The organism is Caulobacter sp. FV2ye17ST (assembly GCF_058680955.1).
The window spans coordinates 1,332,518-1,351,829 of sequence record NZ_CM178727.1; the positions used below are offsets into that span (position 1 = coordinate 1,332,518).

Sequence of the window (19,312 nt, forward strand, 5' to 3'; positions counted from 1 at the left end):
GGAGCGGCCGCATGATCCGCGCGCGTCGTTCCCGCATCGTGGCCACCATTGGCCCGGCATCCAGTTCGCCGGAGATGATCATCACCCTGGCCAAGGCCGGGGCGGACGTCTTCCGCCTGAACTTCAGCCACGGCGCGCATGAAACCCATGCCGCCGTCTATGCCGCGATCCGGGCGGCAGAGCCCATCGTCGGTCGGCCGCTGGGTATTCTGGCCGACCTGCAAGGTCCCAAGCTGCGCGTCGGAAAGTTCGCCAATGGGCCGGTGCAGCTGAAGGCTGGCCAAGCGTTCCGCTTCGACGACGATCCCACGCCCGGTGATGAGACGCGCGTTTGCCTGCCGCATCCGGAAATCCTGGTGGCCATGCGCCCCGGCGCCACCCTGCTGCTGGATGACGGCAAGCTGCGGATGACGGTCACCGACGCCGGCCCCGGCTATGCCAACACCAAGGTTGTCAATGGCGGCAAGCTGTCGGAGCGCAAGGGCGTGGCGGTCCCGGACGTCGTCATCCCCATGTCGCCGCTGACACCGAAGGACCGAGAGGACCTGGCCTTTGCCCTGCGCCTCGGCGTCGACTGGATCGCGCTTTCGTTCGTGCAGGCTCCGGAAGATATGGCCGAGCTCCGCCGCATCGTCGAAGGTCGCGCTGCTGTTTTGGCCAAAATCGAAAAGCCGCAGGCGTTGGAATGCCTGGGCGCGATCATGGACCTTTGCGACGGCGTGATGGTCGCGCGAGGTGATCTGGGCGTCGAGATGGCGCCCGAAGAGGTGCCGGTCGCCCAGAAGATTATCCTGCGCGCGGCGCGCGAGCGCGGCATCCCCGTAATCGTCGCGACCCAGATGCTGGAATCCATGACCAGCTCGCCCACCCCCACGCGGGCGGAAGCTTCGGATGTCGCCAACGCGGTCTATGAAGGCGCCGACGCGGTCATGCTGTCGGCTGAGTCCGCCGCCGGCGATTATCCCGAAGAATCCGTCTCGATGATGAACCGCATCATCGAGCGCGTTGAGCGTGATCCGCGCTGGCCTGAGCTGATGCAGGCCGAGCAGCCACATCAAGACGACGACGCCGATGTTCTGGTGGTCGCCGCGGCCGGCGCCGCCAAGGCCGGCTCGACCAAGTGCCTGGTAGCCTTCACCACCACCGGCGCCACCGCCCGTCGTCTGGCGCGCGAGCGTCCGCTGCAGCCGGTCCTGGCGCTGTCGCCCGAAATCAACGCCGTGCGCCGCATGACCCTGGTCTGGGGCGTCGAACCCCGGGTCAGCGCCCAACCCGACAGCCTTGAGGTCGTCACCACCGACGCCGCCAGCCGCGCGCTGGAACTTGGACTGGTGGCGCCCGGCGAGCGTCTGTTGATCGTGGCGGGTACGCCGTTTGGCGCGCCGGGCGCCGCCAATCTGCTGCGACTGGCCCACGCGCCGCTTCCCATCCGCAAGCGCTAGCAACCTTCCACAGCGTTAGACGGCGTCAAGGATCGGCTCTACAGGTCGAAAGATGGGTCACGTCGTGACCCAGGCCCTCATTGATGACCGCCCCTGGAGTGAACATGGGGGCCTTCCTTGCGACAGCGAAATCGCAAGGAAGAGCCAGCGACACGGATGGCGGTTCCGGCGCTCCAGGTCGGATCTGGTCCGGGGTGGATCCGGCTTGGTCCCATGCGCGCTTGCTCTGACCCGTACGGGACAGGTCAGGGCAAACCCTAGCGCGGCTTGGCGAAGGCGGAGGACATCCAGCCCCGCGCGCCGTTTTCGTCATCGACTTCCATCCACACGCCGTTCCGGTTTCCGGTGGGATAGATCGCGCCGCCGGTCTTGACCGTGCCGACAATGGCGGCGGTCGGCGCGGCCGAGACGCGCAGGGAGACGTCCTGGGTCGCCGCCAGCGAGGCGGGTGCGGCCGGAGCGGCCGTGGTCGTGGTGGTCATGGTCATGGAGACCGGCGTCGCGACCGGCGCGGAACCGCAGGCGCGGCCTTGGTACAGGCCGGACATGATGGCGCGGCGCTGCTGCGCGATCTGGATGTTCTGAGCGCCCTGTTCGGCCTTGCTCGCCGCGGCTTGTTTGGCGGCGGAAGCCGCCAGACTGGCGAAGCGACCCAAGCCTGGCATCTTGGTCAAGGCGCCGCTGCGCAGCGCCGCTTCCATGCCCAGGCTGGCGCCCATGTCCGCGGCGCGCGCGGCGCCGTCTGCGCCGGCGATAGCGTTGTTGGCGAGGACCATCGCCTGGTCCATGCGAGCGACCTCGGCCGCGAGCTGCTCGCACGTCAGGGTCGCGTCGCTACCCTGGGTCATCTGCATCTGTGCGCTTGCGGCGCCGCCGGTCGCCAAGGCTGCGGTTATGGCCAAGCTCGCACTGATGGCCCGGACCAAGCGTGCCGTTTTCTTGTTGTCGATCGTCATGAAAATCTTCCCCAAAACGCCGGGCGATCCGGCGCGCATGATCCGCGCCGAGCATCGATCCGTTGTAGCGAACAACGATATGCGGCGGTGGGGAGCGCCGCCCATCCCCAGTTCAGGGGGGATGGGCGACCTGGATCGGATCAAAAACCTTGCAGGCGTGCGTAGCGGTCACGATGGAACGAAGCGCCGCCAAGCAGCGCCTCGGCGACGCGTGCGCGCTTCATGTAGAGGCCGGAATCGTGAGCGTCGGTCATGCCGATCCCGCCATGCATCTGAACCATCTCGTTGGAAGCCAGGTGCAACACGTCGCAGGCCTTGGCCTTGGCGAGCGAAGCCAGGGCGCGGGTGTCGCCGCCGGCGTCGATGGCCTCAAGCGCGGCCTCGACGCAGGAGCGGGTGGTCTCAAGGTCGGTAAACAGCTTGGCCGCCCGGTGTTGCAGGGCCTGAAAAGCGCCGATGAGTTGGCCAAACTGGGTGCGGGTCTTGAGGTACTCCAGCGTGATCTCGAAGGCGGCGTTCGCCGTGCCGAGCATTTCGGCGGCGAGGCCGGCATAGGCGCGATCCAGGGTCGGCTCCAGCACCGCCCAGCCCTTGTCGACTTCGCCCAGTACAGCGTCGGCGCCCACTGACACGTCCTTGAAGGTGATCTGCGCCGCGCCGCGCGAGTCCGCCAGGGCCAGGTGCGTTCGGGTCACGCCAGACGCGTCGCCGGGCACGAGGAACAGCGTCAGGCCGTCGGTGTCGCCAGGCTTGCCGCTGGTGCGCGCCGCGACGATCAGCAGGTCGGCCGCTTCGCCGTCGATCACGAAGGTCTTGGCGCCGTTCAGGACAAAGCCGTCGCCCGCCTTGGTCGCCGCCAGCGCGGTGCGGGCGGGGGCGTGGTGAGAGGTCTCGTCCACGGCCAGGGTGGCGACCGCTCCGCCCAGGGCGATCTTGTCGAGCCAGGCGGCCTTCTGGGCGTCGGTACCCGCCAGGTTCAGGGCGGAGGCGGCGATCAGGGCGGTGGAGAGCAGGGGAGAGGCCACCAGGTTGCGCCCGGTCTCTTCCAGCACCAGACCCAGACCCAGATAGCCGAAGGCCGAGCCATTGTGCTCTTCGGGAACGACGACGCCGGCCCAGCCCATCTGGCCCATTTCCGACCAGGCGGCGGGGTCGAAGCTTGCGCCGGACTTGCTGTCGCGCAGTTTGCGCAGGGCGCCGACGGGGGCGCTGTCGGTGGTCCAGCCTTTGGCCGCGTCGCGCAGCATGGTCTGTTCTTCGGTCAGGACGGCCATGTCAGGCGTGCTCCCTCGATTGATGATGGACGGCCCATTCCAGGGCCTGTTCTAGACGGTCGTTGCCCCAGAAGAGCTCGCCGTCGGCGGTGACGAAACTGGGCGCGCCGAACACGCCCAGGCGGCGGGCTTCGGCGACGTGATCCTTGAGACGAGCCTTGACCGGATCGCTCGCCGCGGCGGCCAGCACATGCTCGGGGCCCGCGCCCACCGCCGCGATCAGCGGGGCAAGGACGGCGGGGTCGCTGATGTCCTGGTCGTCGACGAAATTGGCCTGATAGACCGCCTGGCTGAAGGCCGGCGTCCAGCCGTCTTCCAGCCCGACGATGGCGACACGCGCCGCCAGCATGCCGTTGCGCGGGAACTGGCTGGGACGGACCAGCGGCAGGCCTTCGCGATCGCAGACCCGCTGCAGGTCGCGCCACATATAGGCGCCCTTGACCGGGAAGCTGTTGAAGGGACTGTCGGTCAGGCCCTGCTGTTCGTGAAACAGCGGTCCGATCAGTAGAGGCCGCCAGGCGACCGCAACCCCGGCCTCGGCGGCCAGTCGCTCGATGCGCATGGCCGCCGGGTAGGAGTAGGTCGAGGCGAACTCGTACCAGAAGGTCAGCATCGGCTATTGGTGGTCCAGCAGGCCGAGCACGCGCTTGGCGACGACATTGAGGTTGACCTCGCTGGTGCCGCCCTCGATCGAATTGCCCTTCGAGCGCAGCATGCCGCGCGTGACGTTCAGTTCGTCCTTGCTGAAGCCTTCGCCTTCCCAGCCCAGGCCCTGCAGGCCCATGGCCTCGACCATCAGCTCGTAGCGCTCCTGGTTCATCTTGGCGGCGGCGTACTTGATGATCGAGACGGCGGCGCTGGGCCCCTTGCCGGTCTTCGACTCCTGCTCGGCCCGACGCACCGTCAGCGCGAAGGCATGGGCGTCCATGCGGTGGGCGGCGATGCGGGCGCGCAGGTCGCCGTCGGCGAGACGACCACTTTCGTCGACGCCGATCTCCTTCTTGGCCACATCGACCAGGTCGAGCCCGCCGCCGCCGCCGAAGCCGCTGGCCGAGATGTTCTGGCGCTCGTACTGGAGAAGCCGCTTGGCGATGTCCCAGCCGCCGTTCAGCTTGCCGACCAGTTGGTCCTTGGGGACCGTCACATTGTCGAAGAAGGTCTCGCAGAAGGGCGAGGAGCCGCTGATCAGCTTGATCGGGCGCGGATCGACGCCCGGCGTGGTCATGTCGAACAGCACGAACGAGATGCCCTCGTGCTTCTTGGTGGTGTCGGTGCGCACCAGGCAGAAGATCCAGTCAGCCTGGTCGGCATAGCTGGTCCAGACCTTCTGGCCGTTGATCAGATAGTGATCGCCCTTGTCTTCGCACTTGGTCTGCAGGGCCGCGAGGTCAGAGCCCGCGCCGGGTTCGGAGTAGCCCTGGCACCAGCGGGTCTCGCCGCGCACGATTCCGGGGATGAACTTCTTCTTCTGTTCCTCGGTGGCGTATTCCAGCAGCACCGGGCCCAGCATCCAGACGCCGAAACTCATCAGGGCCGGGCGCGCCTTGATGCGCCGCAGCTCCTGTTCCAGCACCTTGTTTTGAGCCTTGGAAAGGCCGCCGCCGCCGTATTCCTTGGGCCACATCGGCGCGGTCCAGCCGCGCTCGGCCATGCGATCCAGCCACAGCTTGGCGTCCGGGTTTTTCCAGACCATCTTGCGACCGCCCCAAGGGGCGTCGTCCTCACCCATCGGCTCGTGCAGCGACGGCGGATAATTGGCTTCCAGCCAGGCGCGGGTCTCGGCCCGGAAGGCGTCGAGTTCGGTTCCACCGAAGTCGGCCATGGTCGTCTCTCCCTTGGGATCGTCATCGTTCGGCGTGTCGGGCACACCGCTCGTCACCAGACTACGCGACCGGGCGTGGTGGGCAAGCCGATTCAAACGATCGTTTATCGCAATGCGGGCGACCGCGTCACATGTTCCGGCGTATATTGAGTGCCAAGTGGGGTCCCGCAGGGGATTCGCCGATCCGGGTTCTTGATGTCAGCGCCTGAATTCAGACCGGCGGCCCTGGCGATGGCGCCGACACTCTCGGCCATCCTCGCCGTCTCGGCCGGGGTTATGCTTTTGACATCCGGCGCGACCCCGTCCGAGCCGACGCGCTTTGCACTTCTTCTCGCGTTCGCGCCTGACCTGCTGATCGAGATCAGCCACTTCGTCTCGTCGATCCTGGGTCTTGTCTTGCTGCTGCTGGCCTTTGGCCTGCGGTCGCGCCTCGACGGCGCGTGGTGGGCTGCGGTCATCACGCTGGGCGCAGCGGCGGTTCTGGCCATTTTCAAGGGCCTGAACTGGGAAGAGACCGCGCTTCTGACGCTGTGTTTCGTGCTGATCCTGCCCTTCCACGAAGCCTTCCCCCGCAAGGCCGCGCTCTTTCGCATGGAGATCACGCCCGCCTGGCTGCTCTCGGCCGCGGCAGCCCTGGGCGGCGCGGCCTTCTGCGGCTGGTGGGTCTTCACCCACACCGAGTATGCCGACAAATCCTGGATGCGGGTCATGGGTGACCAAGATGCGGCCCGCGCCATCCGCTCATCTGTGGCCGCCGCGATCGTACTCCTGGGCATTGGCGTCTGGCGGATGATCTCGACGCCGGCCACGCCACCGGTGGTCGACGACACCGACCCGCAGTTCGATCGTGTTCGAGCGATCCTGGCCAAGGCCGAAGACGCCGAGCCTGGTTCGAACCTGGCCCTGCTGGGCGACAAGCGCTTCCTGTTTTCCGCCTCGGGCGAAAGCTTCCTGATGTTCGGGGTGCGTCGACGCTCCTGGATTGCCCTGGGGCCTCCCGTGGGTCGCCGCGACGAGCGCATGGAACTCTTCTGGCGCTTCCGTGAACTGGCGGACGCCCATGCGGCCCGGGCCGGTTTCTATGCTCTGGGTCCCAATGACCTGCCCGACACCATCGACCTGGGCTTGGCGATCCAGAAGACGGGTGAAAGCGCCGCCGTACCGCTGGCGGCCTTCTCTCTGGTCGGCCGCCGCCGCGAGGTTCTGCGCCGCAACTGGCGCAAGGCGGGCGAGGGCGGAGCGGCTTTCGAAATCCTGCCGGCCGGCGAGGCTCCGATCGAGGAGTTGAAGGCGATCTCTGATTCCTGGCTCAGCCATCACGCCGGTGGCGAGAAGAGCTTCTCCATGGGCGGCTTTGATCCGCGCTATGTGGCCGAGTTCCCGGTGGCCCTGGTTCGGTCCGAGGGCAGGATCGTCGCTTTCGCCACCTTGTGGACGACGGCGCACAAGTCCGCCTTCTCCATGGATCTCATGCGCTATTCCGACGATGCGCCCAAGAACGTCATGGACTATCTCTTCGTCGAACTCCTGCAGTGGGGGCGCGACGAAGGCTATCTGGCGTTCGAGTTCGGCATGGCGCCGCTGGCGGGCCTGCAGGATCGTCCGCTTGCGCCGATCATGTCCCGCGTGGGCCGTCTGCTCTATGAACGCGGAGAAGAGATCTACAATTTCCAGGGCGTGCGCCGGTACAAGGACAAGTACGACCCCGTCTGGCAGCCGCGCTACATTGCCGCGCCGCGCAAGTGGGCGATCCCTTTCCTGCTGGCGGACATCGGTCTGCTGTCTTCGGGCGGCGTCAGCGGCCTGACGAAGCGGCCAAAAAAGCCCGCGACCTAATAGCGCGTCTGGTTGCCGGTTTGCATGCCCAGGAGGTTCAGCAGGTGGACCAAAAGCAGCATCATCGCCACCACGCAGACCATCATCAGCGGGCGCCACGGCATCATACGCGGGCCCTTTAGGATATTGGCCGGACGCGCGCCACGCCATCCGCAGACGACGGCGAGGATCAACAGCACGACCAAGGCGGCGACAGTGAAGGGCAGGTCCATGGGCCCTCCATGCCCTGCGACAATCGGCCTGGCAAATGGTTAACCCGCGTTAACCCCCTTGCTTTTTAACCAAGGTAAACATGGTTAAAGCTGCGTCCCGATTCTTCCACTTGTGAATCGCAAACCCACTAGATTTAGCTATTTGGTCGCGTTTACACCCTAGGAATCGGTGACTAGCGTTGGTCCCCAAGTACGGGGAGAACGATTCGTATGACGGCCGCAGCGCCATGGAGCGTAAAGGGGATAGACCCCAGGGCACGTGAGGTCGCAAAGGACCTTGCGCGTCGCTCCGGCATGACGTTGGGCGAGTGGCTCAACCGCATGATCATCGAGGGTGAAGGCCCAGGCGCGGATGCGCCGGCCGCTGACGCCTTTGGCGGCGGCGCCCAGGATCGTTCGCCAAAACCCTATCTTCACATCGCCACGGACGGCGACACGCCGCCTCGTATCGAGATCGCCGAACACCCCGCGGACGAAGTCGGTCGCGTGGCGATCGCTCTTGACCGCCTGACGCACCGCATCGAAGCGGCTGAAGGCCGTTCCGCCGCCGCCATCTCCGGCATCGATCAATCCGTTCGTGGCGCGCTGAGCCGTCTGGCCCTGTCCGAACGCGAACAGATCGCCGTCGCCGCCCGCTTCGAGGGCGCCGTCGACGAGATCAAGACCGAACAGACCCGCTCTGCTGAACGTCTTCGCCGCATGGAAGCCGAAGCCGTGGGTCCGCGCTCGGCCGAGGCCCTGCGCGCTCTCGAAGGTGCGCTCGGCAAGGTCGCCGGACATCTCTACGAGGGCGAAGCCCGCACCCGCGAGGCGATCGCTGCCCTTGAGGCGCGTCTCGACTCTCAGCCGGCCGCTGTCAGCGAACCATCCGCTCTGGTCGAGGAAGTCGTTGCACGCTTGGGTCAACGCCTTGAGGCCGCCGAGACGCGCACAGCCGAGGCGCTGCGTGAACTGGGCTCTTCCTTCTCTGCGCTGGACGGACGGCTGCAGGCCGTCGAAGGCGCCAATCCGGCTTCGGGCGTTCAGGAACGCCTCGACCAGCTGGCCGGCGACCTGACCAAGCGCATGGAGGCCGCGCGCCTCGAAATGGCGACCAAGCTGCGCGACAGCGCCGACGGCCGTTTCGATCGCATGGAAAAGAAGCTCGGCGAGATGGCCGCGCACGTCCAGGCCGCCGAGCAACGCTCTGCCCAGGCCATCGAGCGCATGGGCCGGGAAGTGGTCGGCGTCGCTGACGCCTTCAACCGCCGCGTCCAGGCCGCTGAGAGCCGCAACGCTGCGGCCATCGAGCAGGTCGGCGGCGAAGTCGCTCGCATCGCCGCGACCGTCGAGCACAAGCTGAACCGCGCCGACAGCGTTCAGGCCCAGGCCCTGGAAAAGCTGGGCATGGAAATCGCCCGCATCACCGAGAAGCTCGCCGAGCGCATCGGCAACGCCGAGCGCCGCAACGCCCTGGCCATCGACGATGTCGGCGAGCAGGTCACCCGCGTCACCGATCGCCTGAACCAGCGTCACGAGCGCTCGTCGCAGGAGCTGATCGACCGCATCCGCCAGAGCGAAGAACGCACCGCGCGGATGCTCGATGAAGCGCGGGAAAAGATCGACACCCGCCTGAGCGACGCCCAGCGCAAACTGGCGGAGGCGCCGGTTCAGGCTGCCGCCGTTGCGCCCGCGCCAGTCGTTCGCGCTCCGGCGGTGTCGCCGTTCGAGACCAGCAGCTACTCCTTCGGTGGCGAGCCTGCCGTGGACGAGGACGTGTTCAACACACCCCCGCCCGTGGCTCGCGCGCCTGTGTTCGAAGTCGCCGCCTTCCCGGCGGTCGATCCCGAGCCGCCCAGCTTCGACGACGAGGACTATGAAGCCGCTGACGGCTTTGTCGGTCAGGAGCCCTCCGAGGCCGTTGAAAGCTTCGCGCCAGCCTCAGACTTCGGGACATTCTCGGCGCCCGAGGCCGCCGACCCGACGCGTCCGCTGTCGACCCGCGAAGTGATCGAACAGGCCCGCGCCGCCGCTCGCGCCGCGGCCGCCGCGGACGTGAAGGCCAAGAAGGATAGGAAGACCAAGGACAAGCCCGCCCGCACCTCGCTGTTCGCGGGCTTTGGGTCCAAGGCCTCGACCAAGGCGCCCAAGCGTCGGGTCGGTTCCACGGTCGCCACGGCTTTGATGGTGTTCGGCGTCGCCGGCGCCATGGGCGCGGGTGTCGCCGGTCTGCTGCTGCCTGACCATGGTGAGGGTCAGGTGCCGGATCGGGTGGCTCAATCCATCGCCGGTCGCAAGTCCGAGGTCGAGATCCGCACGGCGGAAGCCGACACGACGCCCGGTATGCCCCGCGCCGCCGTCGCGCTGTCGCCGCAGCTGATCACCCCGGCCACGACAGACGCCGCGCCGCCGCCGCCCGCGCCACCGCAGGAAAACGCTCAGGCGCTGTTCGATGAAGGCGTCCGCAAGATCGAGGCGAAGGATCGCTCCGGCGTCGAGATCATGCGCAAGGCCGCCAATCTTGGTCTGCCGCGCGCCCAGTTCTATCTCGGCAAGATGTACGAGATGGGCGAGGGCGGCGTGAAGAAGGACCTCGTCGAGGCCCGCCGCTGGACCGAACGCGCCGCCACCGCTGGCGACCCGCGCGCCATGCACAATCTGGCGCTGTTCTATTTCAAGGGCGACGGCGGGGCCAAGAACTCCACCACGGCCGCAAGCTGGTTCCGCAAGGCCGCCGATCAGGGTCTGGTCGATAGCCAGTTCAACCTGGCGCAGCTTTACGAAGGCGGTTGGGGCGTCAGCCAGAACCCCGCCGAAGCCTACAAGTGGTACGTGATCGCCGGCCGCGCCGGAGACTCCACGTCGAAGGCGCGCGCCACGGCGCTGCGTCCGCAACTGACCGCCGAAGCCCAGCGCACGGCCGACCGGTCGGCCATGGCCTTCCGCGCCCAGACCATAAACGCTTCGGTGGCGACCAGCACCGCCGCGGCGCCGGCCTCCGCCGGACTCGGGACCGCCCAGCGCGTGCTGTCACAGCTGGGCTACTATCAGGGTCCTCGCGACGGCGTGGCCTCTCCCGCGCTGCGCATGGCGATCGCCGCCTATCAGCGCGACCAGGGCCTGCCGTCCTCGGGTGCGCTGGACGGCGAAACCTTGAACCGGCTCTCGGTCTACACGCGCTGATCGACGCGACGCGAACCTCATTGCGGGGGCGCTTGAATCCATTCGGCAAATATCGTCCGTGGACCTCTTGGCGCGTGTGGGTATAGTCGCGCCCGGGGTAAGGAAGGTCGCGGGGGCGGCCTTCCGGAGGAGTTGATTCATGAGCGAGCCAGTGGCGGATCGCGTACCGGCGCCGCCGGCGGTTTGGGTGTTTGGGCTCGCGACCCTGATACCCTTCTTTGTGGCCTCGGGCCTGTTCTGTTACGGCCCTCCCGGGTCGCAGAGCGGCGCCCTGGTCTCGCTGCTCGCCTATTCGACCGCGATGGTCTCGTATTTTGGCGGTGTGCGAACGGGGCTTGAGATCGAGAATCCCAGTCCGCGATGGGTGGTTCTGGGTCTCTCGCTGCTGTTTCCGCTGGCTGGCTTCGGTCTTCTGCTCGGCGAACTTCGCTTCGAGCCGGCCTGGCAATTGTCGGGCTTTCTGCTGGTCTTCCTGCTGCAGTGGGTCTGGGACGTGACCGACCATGACGGCCCGGCCTGGCGGCCCCGGATGCGAACCCTGCTCACCTCCGGCGCCGCCATCTCGCTGGCCTTCGCGCTGGAGCAGGCCCTCCACATGTAGTCCCTAGTCGGGGCGCAGGGAGCGCGGTCCGATCGCGTGAATCTTCTGCTTCCCCAGAGCGGCCGCCAGGACAGGGCCACCGAACAGGCCTGAAAAGGCCCGATCCAGGACGTTCAACCCGCCCGTATAGGCTCCAAAGGCTGGCAGGATCAGCCGCGAGCCATCCGTGACGAAACAGCGCCGCCGCACACTGCCGCGGCCGCTCGACACCCGCGCTGCAGGGTGCAGGTGACCGGCCACTTCACCGGGCTGCAGGCCGCCTTGGGGTTCGTGTCGCAGAACCAGACCCAGGATCGAGGCTTCGTCGATGACCTCGCCCGGTAGCGCGCGCGGGCCGTCCTCGTCGTGATTGCCCACCGCCCAGACCAGTTCCCGTCCGCGCGCCAGTTTGCGCAGCCGCTCGGCGTCGTCTGCCGCGAGCCGGCCCTCGCCCTGGCCGTCATGGAAGCTGTCGCCCAGGAAGATCAGGCGCGCGGGCGAGAGCGCGGCGATCTCGCGATCCAGTCGATCCAGCGTCTCGCGGGTGTCGTAAGGCGGCAGCAGTTGGCCAAAGCGGGCGGCATAGCTGCTGCCCTTCTCGAAGTGCAGGTCGGCGACCACCAGGGTGCGTTCGACCTCCAGCCACAGCGCGCCCGAGCCGCGCAGCATCACGCTGGCGCCGGCCAGTTCGATGCGCAGCCCGCCGCAGGCGCTGGCTTCAAACCGGGTCAAGCCATGGCCTCCGCGATCAGGTCTTCCTCGGCCTCGGCCAGGATCATCTCGCCAGCCGCATCCCCGGGCGCGCGCTCGCGTCCGATCTCCAGCATCAGCGGCACGGCGAAGGGGGAGACACGGTCCAGTCTGACATTGCGGATATTTCCCTTCACGCGCGCCAGCATGTCGCCCAGTCGCGCGACGTCCAGCAGGCCGCTGGCGGCGTCCTGCCGGGCGCAGCGCAACAGCAGATGGTCGGGCTGATGGCGACGCAGGACGTCATAGATGAGATCGGTCGAGAAGGTCACCTGCCGGCCGGACTTCTCCTCGCCGGGATAGCGTCGCTCGATCAGGCCGGCGATCAGCGCGCAGGCCTTGAAGGACCGCTTCATCATGAAGCTTTCCTCCAGCCAGGCCTCGAGGTCGTCGCCCAGCATGTCCTGATCGAACAGATCGTCGAGGTCCAGATCGTCCATCGGCTTCAGCGACCAGATGTTCAGGGCGTAGTCGTTGCAGACGAAACCCAGCGGCCCGACGCCCAGCCGATCCAGCCGGCGCGTCAGCAGCATGGCCAGTGTCGTGTGGGCTATGCGCCCATCGAACGGATAGCAGACCATGTGGAACCGCTTCCCGCGCGGGAAGGTCTCCAGCAGCATCTCGTGCTCGCCCGGCAGGGCTGAACGCACCTTCTGCCAGGCCAGCCACTCCTGGACATCCGGGGGCAGGGCGGTCCACTCGCGCTCGTCGTGCATCATCGTGCGGACGCGGCTGGCGAGATAGGTTGAAAGGGGGAATTTCGAGCCGCCCCAACTGGGCATCTTGGGATCGTCGTTCGGGGCCGGGCTGACGAAGGCGTCGGCGCCCACGATGGCGTTGAACCGCCAGACCTGTCCGGCGAAGACGAAGGTGTCGCCGGGCGTCAGTTGCTCGAAATAGCCTTCTTCAGCTTCGCCGACCTTGCGTCCGCCCATCGGGCGTTTGCCGCCGCCGATGCGAACATTGACCGTGGCCGCCGTGACGATCGTGCCCACGTTCATGCGGTGCCGCTGAATGGTCTGGGCGTTGCGCGCCCGCCAGAGCCCGTCCTGGCCCTGCACGATGCGGCGGAACTTGTCGTAGGTCTTGAGGGCGTAGCCACCGGTGGAGACAAAATCGACGACGGTCTCGAAGTCTTCCCAGGAGAGGGCGGCATAGGGGCCCGCCGTGCGGATCTCGTCGTGCAGCGCCACGAGGTCGAAGGGCTCGGAGCAAGCGCACCCCATGACGTGCTGGGCCAGTACGTCGAGGGCGCCGATGCGCTCGGGTTCGCCGTCGAGGTGGTTTTCCAGGATGGCGTCGGCGGCGGCGCGGCATTCCAGCATCTCGAAACGGCTGGCGGGCACGAAGATGGCGCGACTGGGTTCGTCAAGGCGGTGATTGGCGCGACCGATCCGCTGGACCATGCGCGAGGCGCCCTTGGGCGCGGCCAGCTGGATGACCAGATCAACGTCGCCCCAGTCGATGCCCATGTCCAGCGTCGAGGTGCAGACCACGGCCCGCAGTTCGCCCCGGGCCATGGCGGACTCGACCTTGCGCCTTTGCTCGGCCGACAGGCTGCCGTGGTGCAGGGCGATGGGCAGGCCCTCGTCGTTCAGCTCCCACAGCTTCTGGAAGGCGAACTCGGCTTGGAAGCGGGTGTTGACGAAAACGAGCGCTGTCTTCGAGCTCTTGATGATCTCATAGACCTCGGCCATAGCGTGCTCGGCGGTGTGGCCCGCCCACGGCACCCGGCCGCCGGAGACCAGCACCTCGACGACGGGCTGGGCGCCGCCCGAGCCGAGGACGAGGTCCACGCTATCTTCGCCGCCTTGGCCCAGCCATCGTCGCACCAGCCCAGGATCATCCACGGTCGCCGACAGCCCCACGCGCCGCAGGTTCGGCGCGAACTGCTGCAGGCGCGCCAGATGCAGCGCCAGCAGGTCGCCGCGCTTGGAGGGCCAGATGGCGTGAGCCTCGTCGATGACAACGCAGGCGAGGTCGGCGAAATATTCCCGCGCGCCTTCCCAGGCGCAGAACAGGGCCAATTGCTCGGGCGTGGTCAGCAGGATGTCCGGCGGCCTGATCCGCTGGCGGGCCTTGCGGCTTTCGCCCGTGTCGCCGGTGCGGCTCTCGGCGACGATCTTCAGGCCCATCTCGCGGATGGGCGTCATCAGGTTGCGTTCGACGTCAACCGCCAGGGCCTTGAGCGGCGAGATGTAGAGCGTGTGGACCCCGGCCGGCGTATTGCGCGGCGTCCGTTCGGAAAGCTCGATCAGGCTGGGCAGGAAGCCCGCCAAGGTCTTGCCGCCGCCGGTCGGGGCGATCAGCAGGGCGCTTTTGCCCTCGCGCGCCTTGGCCAGCATCTCAAGCTGATGAGGGCGAGGCGCCCAGCCGCGCGCGGCGAACCAGTCCTGAAAGCGCGGAGGGAGGGCGGCGGCCGCTGACATTGCTCGCCGATATAGCATGTTCCCGTTCCGTTTCCAGACGGCGCGCGCACAGCACCGCGCAACTCGCCTGTCACGCTGCAACGCTTGACGCCCGCTGCCTGGCGGCAACAATCGCAGACGTTGTCTGGGGTAGTCATGATTTCGAAGGCGCTCGTCGTCCTGTTGGGACTGGTTGCCCTGGGGGGCGCTACGCACGCCCAGGCGCGCCAGGCCACAGCGCCGCCCGCTGTCGCGCCTGTCGCCGATCCGGTGTTCAGCGCCTTGCTGAAGCGCGCCCAACGTGGCGACGCCACGGCGTATGTGGATCTGGCGTTCGAATATCTCGACGAGGACTCTGCCCACCACGATGTGAAGGCGGCGGAACGCTGGCTGGCGCAGGGCGTGGCGGCCGGGTTGCCCGAGGCCATGGTTGAGCTGGGCAACCTCTATTTCGATGGCGAGCAGGTTGCGCAGGATCGCCGCAAGGCCCTGAGCTTCTACCGACAGGCCGCCGCCCTTGGCGACCTGGATGGGCTCTACAACGTCGGCATCGTCCATGAGGGCGGCGGCGGGATCAGGGAAAACCTGACCGAGGCCCTGCGCTGGTATCGCCGTGCGGCCGATGCAGGCTCAGAGATCGGCATGTTCCAGGTGGCCAACGCCTATCATCATGGACGTGGCGTTCGCGTCGACATGCGCCAGGCTGTTTTCTGGCTCAACAAGGCGGTGGCGGCGGGATCGTCGGCCGCCATGAACGACCTGGGCGCGCTCTATTCCGATGGCGACGGGGTGCCCCAGGACGACGCCGAGGCGCTGAAGCTGTTCACCGCCGCCGCGCGCAACGGCTCGGCCATCGCCATGGCCAATGTCGCGGTGGTGCACCACAATGGCGAAGGGGTGCCGGTCGACTATGTCGAGGCCATCCGCTGGTACCAACTCGCGGCCGACAACGGCTATCTGCCAGCCTATTATCGACTGGGCGCGATGTGCGAGGCGGGCGAGGGCGTTCGGTTCGACCTTGATGTGGCCCTGGACATGTACCGGCGGGCCGCCGGGAGCGATGATCCCGCCCTGCGCCAGAAGGCGCGGCAGGCGATCGACCGGCTGGAACGCGGCGAAGAGGAAGACCCGCGCGTGGTCTGACGCCGTTCGCATTCTGTTTCCGCCGCCAAGGTGCTAACAGACTCGCGTGACTGCTTCGCCGCCGACTCTGGATCTTGCTCCCGCGCTGGTCGTCCTGCCCGGGCCCCGCGCCGGCTATGCGGATGGCGACGGCGAGGGCCGCATGCTGCGCGCGCCGGACGCGCGCGACCTGATGGAGCATGGCCCGGTTCTGGTCGCCCACGCGGCCATGACGGCCAAGCGGCTCAATCTTCATGCACCGGCTCGCAGCGGCCGACTGTTCGACGTTCTGGAGCTCTACGCCTTCACCCGGCCGGCGACGTTCTGCGCGCCGTCGGCTGTGGGCCTGTCGATGGCTCTGGGTCTGGCCGAGCCGAAGGGCGCGGCCGAGCAGGCGGCCAGCCTGCGGATCTCGGCCGACGCCCTGCTGGCCGAGCTGCGCCTTACGCCCCAGCCGTCACGGGAAGAGGCCCTGGCGGTCGCCGAGACCCTGGCCAAGGCTGGCTGGGCCTGGGGACCGGCCGTCATCGGCGCCCTGCGTTCGGCCCCGGTCGGCAACCAGCTCCGAAGCTCGGGCCTGGATGTCTGGGCGCGGATCGTCGAGTGGGAAGACCAGGCCCCCCTGGGCGAATCCGGCACGCGGCCGATCGATCCGGAACGGGCGGGCGAACGTCTGACCGAACTGCTTCAGCGCTCGGGGCTGGACGAGGTCCGCGAGGCCCAGGCGACCTATGCCCGCGAGGCGGCGTTCGTCTTTCAGCCGCGCGATCGCGAGGGCGAGCCGAACATGATGCTGGCCGAGGCCGGCACCGGCGTCGGCAAGACCCTGGGCTATCTGGCCCCCGCCTCGCTGTGGGCCGAGGCCAATGGGCCATCGGTCTGGATCAGCACCTATACGCGGGCCTTGCAGCGCCAGATCGAGCGCGAGAGCCAGTCGATCTATCCCGATCCGGCGGTGCGGGCCCGCAAGGCGGTGGTGCGCAAGGGGCGTGAGAACTACGTCTGCCTGTTGAACTTCCAGGAGCAGGTCAACGGCGCCCAGCTGGGCAATGGCGACCTGATCGGCCTGGCCCTGGCGGCGCGCTGGGCGCGGGCCACGCGCGATGGCGACATGACTGGCGGAGACTTCCCGGCCTGGCTGCCGACGCTGTTCTCGATCGCGCCGATGCAGCAGGCCAGCCCGGCCAATCTGGTGGACCGGCGCGGCGAGTGCGTTCACGCCGGCTGCCAGCACTATCGCATCTGCTTCATCGAGAAGGCGGTGCGGGCCTCAAAGCGGGCCGACATCGTCATCGCCAACCACGCCCTGGTGCTGACCCAGGCGGCGTTCGACGGCGCGCGGGCGGCGCGGGGGCTGAAGGGCGACAACGAGACCACCGCGGTCAAGCGCGTGGTGTTCGACGAGGGCCATCACCTGTTCGACGCGGCCGACAGCGCCTTTTCGGCGGCCCTGTCCGGGGCGGAGGCGGCCGAGCTGCGTCGCTGGATCCGCGGACCTGAGGGACGGGGCCGGCGGGGCAGGGGTCTGGAGGCCAGGCTGCTGGACATTTTAGGCGACCGCGAAGGCGCGCGTCAGGCTCTGACGGCGGTGCTGCACGCCGCCGCCGCCCTGCCGGGCGAGGGCTGGTCTGGCCGGGTCGCGCCGCCGGACGGCCAGGTCAATCCGATCGGACCGATCGAGAGCTATCTGGTAGCCGTCATCGAGCAACTGCGGGCCCGCAGCAGCGAGCGGGGCGGGGTCGAGCAGGGGCTGCAGTGCGCCGCGCGACCGGCGGTGGACCTGGTGCGCGAGCGGGCCGGCGAGGCGGCCAAGGCCCTGGCCGGGGTCGAGGCCCCGCTGCTGGCCCTGGCCCGCCAGCTGGAAGACGTGCTGGACGAGGACGCCGAGCATCTGGGGCCTTCGGAGCGCGCGCGCATCGAGGGCGCTCTGCGGGGTCTGGACCGGCGGGCGCGCATGACCCTGCCGGCCTGGCGCTCGATCCTGAAAGCGATCGACGAAGACGCCGAGGATGACCCGGAGTTCGTCGACTGGTTCGAGGCGACGTTCCTTTACGGGCGGGTGGTCGACGCCGCGTGCCGCCGGCACTGGGTGGATCCGACCGAGCCGCTGCGCGCGGCGGTGCTGTCGCCCGCCCACGGGGTGCTGGTCACCAGCGCCACCCTGACCGACCCGGCGCTGGAGGATCCGTTCGCCCTGGCCGAGATGCGGACCGGCGCGGCGCGGATGCCGCAGTCGCCCAAGGTGCTGCGGCTGATCTCGCCATTCGACTATGAGAAGAACGCCCGTGCCATCGTGGTCACGGACGTCAACAAGGAGGATGCGCGGCAGGTTTCGGCGGCGATGCGCGAGCTGTTCCTGGCGGCCGGCGGCGGCGGGCTGGGGCTGTTCACGGCCATCCGGCGGCTGAAGGCCGTGCATGAGATGATCGCCGCGCCGCTGGCCGATCGGGGTCTGGCGCTGTACGCCCAGCACGTCGACCCGCTGGAGGCCGGGGCGCTGGTCGACATCTTCCGGGCCGAGCAGGACGCCTGCCTGCTGGGCACCGACGCCATCCGCGACGGGATCGACGTGCCGGGCCGGTCCCTGCGTCTGCTGGTGTTTGACCGGGTGCCGTGGCCCCGGCCCGATATCCTGCACAAGGCGCGGCGGGCGCGCTTCGGCGGCAAGGGCTATGACGACTCGACCGCCCGGGCGCGGATCAGCCAGGCCTTTGGCCGGCTGATCCGCCGGGCCGATGATCGCGGCGTCTTCGTGATGCTGGACGCCGCCGCCCCGACGAGGCTGTTCTCGGGCCTGCCCGAAGGGGTGACGGTCGAGCGCATGAGCCTGGTCGAGGCCATCGAGGCCACCGCCGCATTTCTGACCGAGACATAAGCTTCATGCGGGTTCGGTAAAAGCCAGGCCATGGGCTAAGGCCTTGGAGGCGCAGATGATTCGAGCTTGGGTCGCGGCCTTGGCGCTGCTGCTGATCGCCGGCGAAGCCGGGGCGCAGGAATTCGTTCGCCACGATTGCCGCACGACCGTGCAGGCGACCAGCAAGCTGAAGTTCGAGAACGACCTGCACGCGCGCTGGTACAAGCGGTTCTGGACCGGGTCGTGCCAGGACCTCAGCCTGTGCATGCCCGGCTCGCCGAACTGGAACGACATCGTCGACAAGCTGCTGACCCGGGGCGGGCCTTCCGAACACCCGATGCTGCTGCCCAAGGCCTGTCGGCTGGGCCAGCTGATCGGCTGGGAATGGGCGCGCGACCGTCGCATCAAGCGCATCAAGACCGGCGACCTGAAAGTGTTCAACACCATGCTGGAGGCCTCGGGCGATCCCCTGCGCGGCGTCGATCAAGTGGAGCGCAAGGCCCGGACCCTGATCACCCCGCCTTGACCGCAGTTTGACTCAAAGCCGTCGAATTTCTGCAATCGACAGAGTCTAGGAGGAGGGCAGTACAGGAGCGTTCCCATGACCCCCCACGCCCACTCGACCGATCCGGCGATCGACGAGACCGCCGCCCCCGCTCAAGCCTATTCGGCTCGCGCTCTGGTGCGGGCGGTGCGCTGGCGCAGCGGGCTTTCGGCGGCCCAGTTCGCTCGCGCCTTCCACATCGACCCTGATCTGCTCGAGGCGCTGGAGCATGGCGGCGCCCGGCCCGACACGGCTCTGACGGCCTATCTGCGGGTCATCGACCACGCCCCCGAGGTGGTGCGCGAAGCCTTGGGGCGTTCGGGCCACTAGAGCCCCTTCCGAGACCGAGG

15 protein-coding genes are annotated in these 19,312 nt (G+C 68.0%); 8 read left to right on the forward strand and 7 right to left on the reverse strand.

The genetic code is table 11. The features are described 5' to 3' along the window. The first annotated feature begins 11 nt into the window (after nucleotides 1-11). Nucleotides 12-1,442 carry a pyruvate kinase gene (pyk, locus tag ACW17V_RS06390; RefSeq protein ID WP_492108023.1) on the forward strand — a complete coding sequence of 477 codons (1,431 nt, stop codon included), beginning with the start codon at nucleotides 12-14 and terminating at the stop codon, nucleotides 1,440-1,442. 257 nt (nucleotides 1,443-1,699) lie between these two features. On the opposite strand, the gene ACW17V_RS06395 is transcribed toward pyk, so the two are convergent. The 4 genes from ACW17V_RS06395 to ACW17V_RS06410 form a co-directional block, all read right to left on the reverse strand. Continuing rightward, nucleotides 1,700-2,398, reverse strand: a complete 699-nt coding sequence (locus ACW17V_RS06395) for an SH3 domain-containing protein (RefSeq protein ID WP_492108024.1) — start codon at nucleotides 2,396-2,398, stop codon at nucleotides 1,700-1,702. Between the two features lie 140 nt (nucleotides 2,399-2,538). Continuing rightward, nucleotides 2,539-3,672, reverse strand: coding sequence for an acyl-CoA dehydrogenase family protein (locus tag ACW17V_RS06400; RefSeq protein ID WP_492108025.1), 1,134 nt, complete (start codon nucleotides 3,670-3,672; stop codon nucleotides 2,539-2,541). Nucleotide 3,673: 1 nt separating this feature from the next. Further along, on the reverse strand, nucleotides 3,674-4,285 hold the full coding sequence (locus ACW17V_RS06405; protein ID WP_492108026.1) for a 2-hydroxychromene-2-carboxylate isomerase: 612 nt from the start codon (nucleotides 4,283-4,285) through the stop codon (nucleotides 3,674-3,676). Between the two features lie 3 nt (nucleotides 4,286-4,288). After that, on the reverse strand, nucleotides 4,289-5,494 hold the full coding sequence (locus ACW17V_RS06410) for an acyl-CoA dehydrogenase family protein (RefSeq protein ID WP_492108027.1): 1,206 nt from the start codon (nucleotides 5,492-5,494) through the stop codon (nucleotides 4,289-4,291). A 195-nt stretch (nucleotides 5,495-5,689) separates the two neighbouring features. Between ACW17V_RS06410 and ACW17V_RS06415 the strand changes: the two genes are divergently transcribed. Continuing rightward, complete coding sequence (locus ACW17V_RS06415; protein WP_492108028.1) at nucleotides 5,690-7,330, forward strand: phosphatidylglycerol lysyltransferase domain-containing protein; 1,641 nt, start codon at nucleotides 5,690-5,692, stop codon at nucleotides 7,328-7,330. Here ACW17V_RS06415 and ACW17V_RS06420 read toward each other — a convergent pair. Continuing rightward, nucleotides 7,327-7,542, reverse strand: coding sequence for a hypothetical protein (locus ACW17V_RS06420; protein ID WP_419254865.1), 216 nt, complete (start codon nucleotides 7,540-7,542; stop codon nucleotides 7,327-7,329). The two genes, ACW17V_RS06415 and ACW17V_RS06420, sit on opposite strands and share 4 nt — an antisense overlap. A 210-nt stretch (nucleotides 7,543-7,752) precedes the next feature. On the opposite strand from ACW17V_RS06420, the gene ACW17V_RS06425 reads away from it, so the two are divergent. Next, nucleotides 7,753-10,704, forward strand: coding sequence for an SEL1-like repeat protein (locus tag ACW17V_RS06425; RefSeq protein WP_492108029.1), 2,952 nt, complete (start codon nucleotides 7,753-7,755; stop codon nucleotides 10,702-10,704). Between the two features lie 139 nt (nucleotides 10,705-10,843). Then, nucleotides 10,844-11,305 (forward strand): DUF3429 domain-containing protein, encoded by a 462-nt coding sequence (locus ACW17V_RS06430; RefSeq protein ID WP_492108030.1) that lies wholly within the window; start codon nucleotides 10,844-10,846, stop codon nucleotides 11,303-11,305. 3 nt (nucleotides 11,306-11,308) lie between these two features. Here ACW17V_RS06430 and pdeM read toward each other — a convergent pair whose 3' ends face one another. After that, nucleotides 11,309-12,016, reverse strand: coding sequence for a ligase-associated DNA damage response endonuclease PdeM (gene pdeM, locus ACW17V_RS06435; protein ID WP_492108031.1), 708 nt, complete (start codon nucleotides 12,014-12,016; stop codon nucleotides 11,309-11,311). Then, entirely contained in the window at nucleotides 12,013-14,463 is a 2,451-nt protein-coding gene (locus tag ACW17V_RS06440; protein ID WP_492108032.1) for a ligase-associated DNA damage response DEXH box helicase, read from the reverse strand. The genes pdeM and ACW17V_RS06440 overlap by 4 nt, the downstream gene beginning before the upstream one ends. A 135-nt stretch (nucleotides 14,464-14,598) precedes the next feature. Between ACW17V_RS06440 and ACW17V_RS06445 the strand changes: the two genes are divergently transcribed. The 4 genes from ACW17V_RS06445 to ACW17V_RS06460 all read left to right on the forward strand — a co-directional run bounded on the left by ACW17V_RS06445 (nucleotide 14,599) and on the right by ACW17V_RS06460 (nucleotide 19,292). Beyond that, nucleotides 14,599-15,585 (forward strand): tetratricopeptide repeat protein, encoded by a 987-nt coding sequence (locus tag ACW17V_RS06445; RefSeq protein ID WP_492108033.1) that lies wholly within the window; start codon nucleotides 14,599-14,601, stop codon nucleotides 15,583-15,585. A 46-nt stretch (nucleotides 15,586-15,631) separates the two neighbouring features. Continuing rightward, on the forward strand, nucleotides 15,632-18,439 hold the full coding sequence (locus tag ACW17V_RS06450) for an ATP-dependent DNA helicase (RefSeq protein WP_492108034.1): 2,808 nt from the start codon (nucleotides 15,632-15,634) through the stop codon (nucleotides 18,437-18,439). Nucleotides 18,440-18,494: 55 nt separating this feature from the next. Next, nucleotides 18,495-18,944: a hypothetical protein gene (locus tag ACW17V_RS06455; protein ID WP_492108035.1), complete on the forward strand. Its 450-nt coding sequence runs from the start codon at nucleotides 18,495-18,497 to the stop codon at nucleotides 18,942-18,944. A 75-nt stretch (nucleotides 18,945-19,019) separates the two neighbouring features. Continuing rightward, the gene (locus tag ACW17V_RS06460; protein WP_492108036.1) at nucleotides 19,020-19,292 is read left to right on the forward strand and encodes a helix-turn-helix domain-containing protein; all 273 of its coding nucleotides are present in this window, start codon (nucleotides 19,020-19,022) and stop codon (nucleotides 19,290-19,292) included. Nucleotides 19,293-19,312 lie beyond the last annotated feature (20 nt).

What these genes read in the sequence shown, in the direction of transcription:
- ACW17V_RS06415 (WP_492108028.1), top strand. Translation starts at nt 5,690, where the DNA reads ATGTCAGCGCCTGAATTCAGACCGGCGGCCCTGGCGATGGCGCCGACA.
- ACW17V_RS06430 (WP_492108030.1), top strand. Translation starts at nt 10,844, where the DNA reads ATGAGCGAGCCAGTGGCGGATCGCGTACCGGCGCCGCCGGCGGTTTGG.
- ACW17V_RS06425 (WP_492108029.1), top strand. Translation starts at nt 7,753, where the DNA reads ATGACGGCCGCAGCGCCATGGAGCGTAAAGGGGATAGACCCCAGGGCA.
- ACW17V_RS06410 (WP_492108027.1), bottom strand. Translation starts at nt 5,494, where the DNA reads ATGGCCGACTTCGGTGGAACCGAACTCGACGCCTTCCGGGCCGAGACC.
- ACW17V_RS06405 (WP_492108026.1), bottom strand. Translation starts at nt 4,285, where the DNA reads ATGCTGACCTTCTGGTACGAGTTCGCCTCGACCTACTCCTACCCGGCG.
- ACW17V_RS06420 (WP_419254865.1), bottom strand. Translation starts at nt 7,542, where the DNA reads ATGGACCTGCCCTTCACTGTCGCCGCCTTGGTCGTGCTGTTGATCCTC.
- ACW17V_RS06400 (WP_492108025.1), bottom strand. Translation starts at nt 3,672, where the DNA reads ATGGCCGTCCTGACCGAAGAACAGACCATGCTGCGCGACGCGGCCAAA.
- pyk (WP_492108023.1), top strand. Translation starts at nt 12, where the DNA reads ATGATCCGCGCGCGTCGTTCCCGCATCGTGGCCACCATTGGCCCGGCA.
- ACW17V_RS06395 (WP_492108024.1), bottom strand. Translation starts at nt 2,398, where the DNA reads ATGACGATCGACAACAAGAAAACGGCACGCTTGGTCCGGGCCATCAGT.
- ACW17V_RS06445 (WP_492108033.1), top strand. Translation starts at nt 14,599, where the DNA reads ATGATTTCGAAGGCGCTCGTCGTCCTGTTGGGACTGGTTGCCCTGGGG.
- ACW17V_RS06440 (WP_492108032.1), bottom strand. Translation starts at nt 14,463, where the DNA reads ATGTCAGCGGCCGCCGCCCTCCCTCCGCGCTTTCAGGACTGGTTCGCC.
- ACW17V_RS06460 (WP_492108036.1), top strand. Translation starts at nt 19,020, where the DNA reads ATGACCCCCCACGCCCACTCGACCGATCCGGCGATCGACGAGACCGCC.
- ACW17V_RS06455 (WP_492108035.1), top strand. Translation starts at nt 18,495, where the DNA reads ATGATTCGAGCTTGGGTCGCGGCCTTGGCGCTGCTGCTGATCGCCGGC.